This window comes from Nocardioides sp. CCNWLW216, assembly GCF_037120545.1.
GTDB lineage: Bacteria > Actinomycetota > Actinomycetes > Propionibacteriales > Nocardioidaceae > Nocardioides > Nocardioides lianchengensis.
Window position 1 is genome coordinate 26,557 of record NZ_JBBBBJ010000010.1, and the last position, 6,137, is coordinate 32,693.

At 72.2% G+C, this 6,137-nt stretch carries 7 protein-coding genes; 3 read left to right on the top strand and 4 right to left on the bottom strand.

What is annotated here, in order from left to right; genetic code table 11:
- Window positions 1-85: 85 nt before the first annotated feature.
- Both V7S47_RS19845 and V7S47_RS19850 read left to right on the top strand, forming a co-directional pair.
- A complete protein-coding gene (locus V7S47_RS19845; protein WP_336563178.1) occupies window positions 86-517 on the top strand; it encodes a hypothetical protein in 432 nt (143 codons plus the stop codon).
- A 26-nt stretch (window positions 518-543) separates the two neighbouring features.
- A complete protein-coding gene (locus V7S47_RS19850) occupies window positions 544-1,434 on the top strand; it encodes a serine/threonine-protein kinase (RefSeq protein WP_336563179.1) in 891 nt (296 codons plus the stop codon).
- A 7-nt stretch (window positions 1,435-1,441) separates the two neighbouring features.
- On the opposite strand, the gene V7S47_RS19855 is transcribed toward V7S47_RS19850, so the two are convergent.
- Genes V7S47_RS19855 through V7S47_RS19870 form a run of 4 tightly spaced genes read right to left on the bottom strand, consistent with a single transcriptional unit; the run spans window position 1,442 to window position 4,445 of the window.
- Complete coding sequence (locus tag V7S47_RS19855) at window positions 1,442-1,831, bottom strand: glyoxalase (protein WP_336563180.1); 390 nt, start codon at window positions 1,829-1,831, stop codon at window positions 1,442-1,444.
- A 49-nt stretch (window positions 1,832-1,880) separates the two neighbouring features.
- Window positions 1,881-2,558, bottom strand: a complete 678-nt coding sequence (locus V7S47_RS19860; RefSeq protein WP_336563181.1) for a response regulator transcription factor — start codon at window positions 2,556-2,558, stop codon at window positions 1,881-1,883.
- A complete protein-coding gene (locus tag V7S47_RS19865; protein WP_336563182.1) occupies window positions 2,543-4,081 on the bottom strand; it encodes a sensor histidine kinase in 1,539 nt (512 codons plus the stop codon). The genes V7S47_RS19860 and V7S47_RS19865 overlap by 16 nt, the downstream gene beginning before the upstream one ends.
- Complete coding sequence (locus V7S47_RS19870; RefSeq protein ID WP_336563183.1) at window positions 4,035-4,445, bottom strand: hypothetical protein; 411 nt, start codon at window positions 4,443-4,445, stop codon at window positions 4,035-4,037. The genes V7S47_RS19865 and V7S47_RS19870 overlap by 47 nt, the downstream gene beginning before the upstream one ends.
- A 135-nt stretch (window positions 4,446-4,580) precedes the next feature.
- Here V7S47_RS19870 and V7S47_RS19875 point away from each other — a divergent pair, with 135 nt between their 5' ends.
- On the top strand, window positions 4,581-6,125 hold the full coding sequence (locus tag V7S47_RS19875) for an AMP-binding protein (RefSeq protein ID WP_336563184.1): 1,545 nt from the start codon (window positions 4,581-4,583) through the stop codon (window positions 6,123-6,125).
- The last annotated feature ends 12 nt before the right edge of the window (window positions 6,126-6,137 follow it).

Below are 6,137 nucleotides of genomic sequence, written 5' to 3' on the forward strand. Positions count from 1 at the left end.
GCTCACGGCCCCCTCACCCGGGGTGAGCAGAGTTCCTCTCGTCAAGCACACAGCTCGGGCACCCGCCCCGACGAGAGGACACCTCATGAAGAAGCTCGTCTCCATCAGCACGCTCGCCATCGCGGGCGCCGTCACCACGGGGCTCATCGCCTTCTCGACCCCGGTCTCGGCCGCGGACGACGACGCCGCGTTCCAGCGCAAGGACGACAGCCCGGACGTCGTGGTGGCCGTCGACGACGACGATGACGACGACACGTTCGGCCGCAACGACGACACGAACACGCGGACCAACGGCAACACGCGGACCCGCACCCGCGGCGGCGACACGAACACCGGCAACAGCCGCTCCACGCGCGACCACACCAACAGCCGCTTCACCAAGGTCAGCCGCGACCGCGACCTCAGCCGCAGCGACAAGACCCGCGACTGGACCACGGACGGCCCCGGCAAGAAGAAGCGCGACTGGAGCGCCAACAGCACCAACGACCGGTCCCGCAACGACACCCGCCGTCGCTGAGCGACGAGCGACGGGGAGGTTGACCGATGGGCAGCACCGACACCGCGCCGGACACCTGGCAGCTCGCCGAGGGTGACCCGATCACCGACGACCTGACGGCTGTGAAGCTGCTCGGGGGCGGGTCGTCGTACGAGGCCTACCTGGCCTTCGACGACATCACCTACGCCCCCGTGGTGGTGAAGGTCGTCCGGCCGAGCCTGGTCGCGGACGACTCCAGCCTGCGCGGCCTGCGCCGCGAGGTGGAGGCGCTGGCCACGGTCAACCACCCGGTCGTCGTCCGAGGGCTGCGGCACCGGCTCGACGGCGAGCGCCCGCACGTCGTCCTGGAGCAGATCGACGGCCCCCGGCTGTCGTCGCTGGTCCGGCGCTACGGCCCGCTGCAGGAGCAGCAGTACGTGCCGCTCGCGATCGAGCTGGCCAGCGCGCTGCACTACCTGCGCCACCTCGGCTGGACGCACCTGGACATCAAGCCGAGCAACGTCATCATGGGCGCCCCGGCCCGGCTGATCGACCTCTCGGTGGCCCGCCGGCTCGAGGACGCCGCCGCGCTGCGGGTGCCGATCGGCACCGACCGCTACCTGTCGCCGGAGCAGTGCGACCCGCCGACGACGGGCGAGCCCGGCCACGCCAGCGACGTCTGGGGCCTCTGCGCCACCCTCTTCGAGGCGGTCGCCGGCTACCGCGCCTTCGACGACGGCGACCTGGACGCCGACGACGTCCGGGTCCGCTACCCGCAGCTGGTCGACCTGCCCTACGACCTCCCCGATCGGGTTCCGGACGAGGTCGTCAAGGTCCTGTACGCCGGCCTGGAGAAGCGGCCCGAGAACCGGCCACTCCCGCACGAGGTCGCCGAGGCCCTGGAGCCCGTCCTGGCCCGCCAGCCCCGGGCCCGCCTCGCCGGCTTCAAGGTCCGCTGACGCCGGATCAGCCGCGGCCGCCCCGGGGCTCCAGGAACTCCAGTCGGTTGCCGAAGGGGTCGGCCGCGTAGAAGCGGTCGTGCCCGGGGAACTCCGCGTCCCAGGTGACCTCGATCCCCGCGTCGGTGAGCGTCCGGGCCAGTCCGCGCAGGTCGGTCGCCAGGATCCCCGGGTGCGCCTTGCGGGCCGGCACGAAGTCCGCCTCGACCCCCAGGTGCACCTCGAGCCCGCCGCCCCGGAACCAGCAGCCGCCACGGGCGGCCAGGACCGGCGGCTTCTCGAGCTCGTCCATGCCGAGCACCCCGCCCCAGAAGGCCCGGCAGGCCTGCTCCCCGCCCGCCGGGATCGCGAGCTGGACGTGGTGCAGGCGGGTGAGGGTGAAGGTCGGTGTCGTCATGGGACCGATCGTCCCAGGGGCGCGCGGCGTACCCGTCGCGACGAGGGGGTCAGGTGTTGAAGCGGTAGCCCATGCCACGGACGGTCGCGATGGAGTCGGCGCCGAACTTGCGGCGCAGGTAGCCGACGTAGACGTCGACGACGTTGGAGCCGGGGTCGAAGTCGAAGCCCCACACGTGGTCGAGGAGCTGCTCGCGGGAGAGCACCCGGCCGGCGTTGAGCATGAAGATCTCCGCCAGCGTGAACTCCCGGGCCGACAGGTCGACCTGCTTGTCGCCGACCGTGGCCCGCCGGGTGCGCACGTCGAGGCGTACGCCGGCCGCCTCCAAGACCTCGTCGCGGGCCGCCGCGCCGCCGTCGCCCGGCTGCGACTGCCGCAGCCGCAGCCGGATCCGGGCGATCAGCTCGGCGAAGCGGAACGGCTTGGGCATGTAGTCGTCGGCGCCGCCCTCCAGCGCGGAGACCGTGTCGGTCACCGAGTCCCGGGCGGTCAGCACGATGACCGGCATCCGCGAGCCCTGCGAGCGCAGCTGGTCGAGCACCTCGAAGCCGTCCAGGCCGGGCAGGCCGATGTCGAGGACCATCAGGTCGAAGTCGCCGCTCAGGGCGTGGTCGAGACCGCTCGGGCCGTCGCCGGCGATCGTGGCCAGGTGGCCCTCCGCGCGCAGGCCCTTCGCCACGAAGGAGGCGATCCTCGCCTCGTCCTCGACGATCAGGATGCGGGCCACGGGTTCTCCTCGGGGGTCGGTCGGTCCTGCAGGGGGCGGAAGGTCAGGGTGGTGGTGCCGGAGGTCGGCCGGGCCGGGAGGGCGATCACGAACCGGGCTCCGGGCGGGTCGGCGTCCTCGACCGTGACGGTGCCGTCGTGGGCGTCGACGATCGCGCTGACGATCGACAGGCCGAGGCCGAACCCCTCGTCCCCGTCGGGTACGGCGGAGCGTCCGAAGCGCTCGAAGATCTTGGTGCGGTCGGCGGCCGGCACGCCCGGGCCCGTGTCGCGCACCCAGAGCCGGGCGACGCCGTCGTCGTACGACGAGCCGAGCGCGATCGTGTCGCCGGGGGCGGTGTGCTTGACCGCGTTGTCGGCGAGCTGGAGCAGGGCCTGGGCGATCCGCTGGGCGTCGGCCTGGATGGTGGCGTCGGCGGCGGCGTCGAGCTGCCAGTCGCGGTCGCCGAGTGCGCGAGCCTTGGCGAAGGTGTCCTCGGTCAGGGGCGCGAGCTCCACGTCGGTCAGGGTGACGAAGTCGGGCCGGTCGCTCTTGGCCAGCAGGATCAGGTCGCCGACCAGGCGCGACATCCGGTCCACCTCGTCGAGCAGCAGGGCCTTGGTCTCCTCGACCTCGGCGGGGCTGCCGGTGTCGAGCAGCTCGAGGTGGCCGCGGAGCACCGTCAGCGGGGTCTTCAGCTCGTGCCCGGCGTCGTCGAGGAACTGCCGCTGGCCGGTGAAGGCGTGCTCGAGCCGGTCGAGCATGCCGTTGACGGTGTGGGTGAGCGCGGTGATGTCGTCGTTGCCGGAGGTCGGGATCCGGCGGGACAGGTCGGTCTCGCCGATCTCCTCCGCGGTGTCGCGGAGCGTGCGCAGCGGTGCCAGCAGCCGGCCGGACTGCCAGAAGGCGGCCGCCGTGACCAGGAGCAGCGACAGCCCGGCCACGGTCGCGTAGGTGCGCATCGTGTCGTGCAGCTCGGCCCGGTCCTCGGCGAGGTAGACGACCACCATCAGGGCGCCGGTGTCGCTGCCTTGGGTGATCGGCTGGGAGGTGACCAGGACCTCGCCCTGCGGGGTGTCGAGGCGACGGCTCCCCCCGGTGGACACGAGGGGTCGCACCTCGGCGAGGAACGCCGTGTCCTCGGCGAGAGGGTCGTCCGGGAAGACCAGCATGCGGCTCTCGTTGAAGCCGAGCAGCAGCTCGTCGTCGTCGGGCACGTTGCGCTGCATGAAGAGCCGCTGCAGGGCCTGCAGGCTCTCGAAGGGCTCGCCGGTGCCGGGGTCGATCCCCTCGTCCGTGAGGACACCGAACTCGTCCAGCTCCTGGTCGACCGCCTCCGCGGTCTGCCGTTCCAGGCGCTGGGACTCGATGACGTAGACGATCGTGCCGGCCGCTCCCAGGGCGACCAGGACGAGGGCCGCGACCGTTGCCGTGATGCGCACGCGCACCGAGACGCCCGACCGCAGCGGTCGGGCGTCCCGGTGCGCAGGCGCGGGCTCAGTCGTCGTCGTCCCCGTCGCCGCGGTCGTCGTCATCGTCGTCATCGTCGTCATCGTCGTCACCACCACCGCCGGGTCCGCGGTGGTCGTCGTCCCGGTCGTCGCCGCGGTCGTCGGCGTTGCCGTGCCCGGAGTTGTCGCGGACCTCGCCGGGCTCGGGAACGACCACCTCGACGTCGTCGTCGCTGCCGCGCGTGCGGGTCGGGCTCGGCGACCGGGTCGGAGTCGGCGAGGTGCTGGGCTTCGGTCCGCTGGTGGTCGGGTCGGGGGTGGGGCTCGGCTCGGTGATCACGATCGGATCGCGCGGGGCGGGCTCGTCGGCGGACGACGACGCGAGGGACCCGACGACGAACGCCCCGACGGGCAGGACGAGGCCGAGGGCGAGGAGGACCTTCCAGACCGGGCTCATGACAGAGACGATCCTGCCTGATCGTGGGTCACGGGTGAGAGCGTCATGAGAGGACTCTCATGGGGCAACCCCGTCGCAACCCGGCCGTGCCTAGAGTGGCGTGCGTCACTGCCCGCCCGTCCAGGAGGCACCACCGTGATCGTCCCGTTCAGCGTGTCCGACTTCATCGACCGCGCCGTGCAGGTCTACGGCGAGCGCGTGGGCGCCGTGGACGAGCCGGACCAGCCGGCGCCCTCCCAGGGCGAGCTGACCTACGCCGAGATCGGGGCCCTGGCCCGCCGCCAGGCGGCCCGGCTGGACGAGCTCGGGATCGGAGTCGGCGAGCGGGTGGCGGTGGTCAGCCACAACAGCAGCCGGCTGCTGACGTCGTTCTTCGGCGTCTCCGGCTCGGGCCGCGTGCTGGTGCCGGTGAACTTCCGGCTCCGCCCGGACGAGGTCCGCTACATCGTCGAGCACTCCGGGGCCCGGGTGCTGCTCGTCGACCCCGAGCTCGACGAGTCGCTGGCCGACGTGACGGCCGAGCATCGGTTCGTGATCGGCGACGACTCGCTGATCTACGCCGAAAAGGGGGTCGAGCCCCGTGGCTGGGAGCCGGACGAGAACGCCACCGCCTGCATCAACTACACCTCCGGCACCACCGCGCGGCCCAAGGGCGTCCAGATCACGCACCGCAACATCTGGGTCAACGCCGTGACCTTCGGCCTGCACGCCGGGGTCACCGACCGCGACGTCTACCTGCACACCCTGCCGATGTTCCACGCCAACGGCTGGGGGATGCCCTTCGCCATGACCGGTCTGGGCGTGAAGCAGGTGGTGATCCGCAAGATCGACGGCACCGAGATCCTGCGCCGGGTGCGCGACCACGGCGTGACCGTCATGTGCGCGGCACCGGCGGTGGCGGCTGCGGTGCTGGAGGCGGCGCAGTCGTGGGAGGGCGAGATCCCCGGCCGCGACCGGGTGCGGATCATCATGGCCGGCGCCCCGCCGCCCACGAAGACGGTCGCGCGGGTCGAGGAGGAGTTGGGCTGGGAGTTCATCCAGATCTACGGCCTGACCGAGACCTCGCCGCTGCTCACGGTCAACCGCACCCGGGCCGAGTGGGACGACCTGTCCACCGAGGAGCGGGCCGGCCGGCTGGTACGGGCCGGCGCGCCCGCGCTCGGCGTACGCCTGGCGATCTCGGAGGACGAGGAGAACGCCGGGGAGGTGCTGGCCCGGTCCAACGTCGTGCTGGAGGGCTACTGGGAGCAGCCGGAGGAATCGGCGACCGCGCTGCGGGACGGCTGGTTCCACACCGGTGACGGCGGCACGATCGGCGATGACGGCTACCTCACGATCAGCGACCGCAAGAAGGACGTCATCATCACGGGCGGCGAGAACGTCTCGTCGATCGAGGTCGAGGACGTCCTGTTCAGTCACCCCGCCGTCGCCGAGGTCGCCGTCATCGGCGTGCCCAGCGACAAGTGGGGCGAGACCATCAAGGCGCTCGTCGTCCTGGCCGAGGGGGAGAGCGCCACCGAGGCCGAGCTGATCGCCTGGTGCAAGGAGCGCGCCGCCGGCTACAAGGCCCCGACCTCGGTCGAGATCCGCGTCGAGCTCGCCCGGACGGCGACCGGGAAGCTGCAGAAGTTCAAGCTGCGGGCGCCGTACTGGGAGGGGCGGGAGCGGCAGGTCAACTAGGTCTCGATACGC

Excerpts from the sequence above, each read along its gene's own strand:
- V7S47_RS19845 (WP_336563178.1), top strand. The coding sequence starts at position 86 with ATGAAGAAGCTCGTCTCCATCAGCACGCTCGCCATCGCGGGCGCCGTC.
- V7S47_RS19850 (WP_336563179.1), top strand. The coding sequence starts at position 544 with ATGGGCAGCACCGACACCGCGCCGGACACCTGGCAGCTCGCCGAGGGT.
- V7S47_RS19855 (WP_336563180.1), bottom strand. The coding sequence starts at position 1,831 with ATGACGACACCGACCTTCACCCTCACCCGCCTGCACCACGTCCAGCTC.
- V7S47_RS19865 (WP_336563182.1), bottom strand. The coding sequence starts at position 4,081 with ATGACGACGATGACGACGACCGCGGCGACGGGGACGACGACGACTGAG.
- V7S47_RS19870 (WP_336563183.1), bottom strand. The coding sequence starts at position 4,445 with ATGAGCCCGGTCTGGAAGGTCCTCCTCGCCCTCGGCCTCGTCCTGCCC.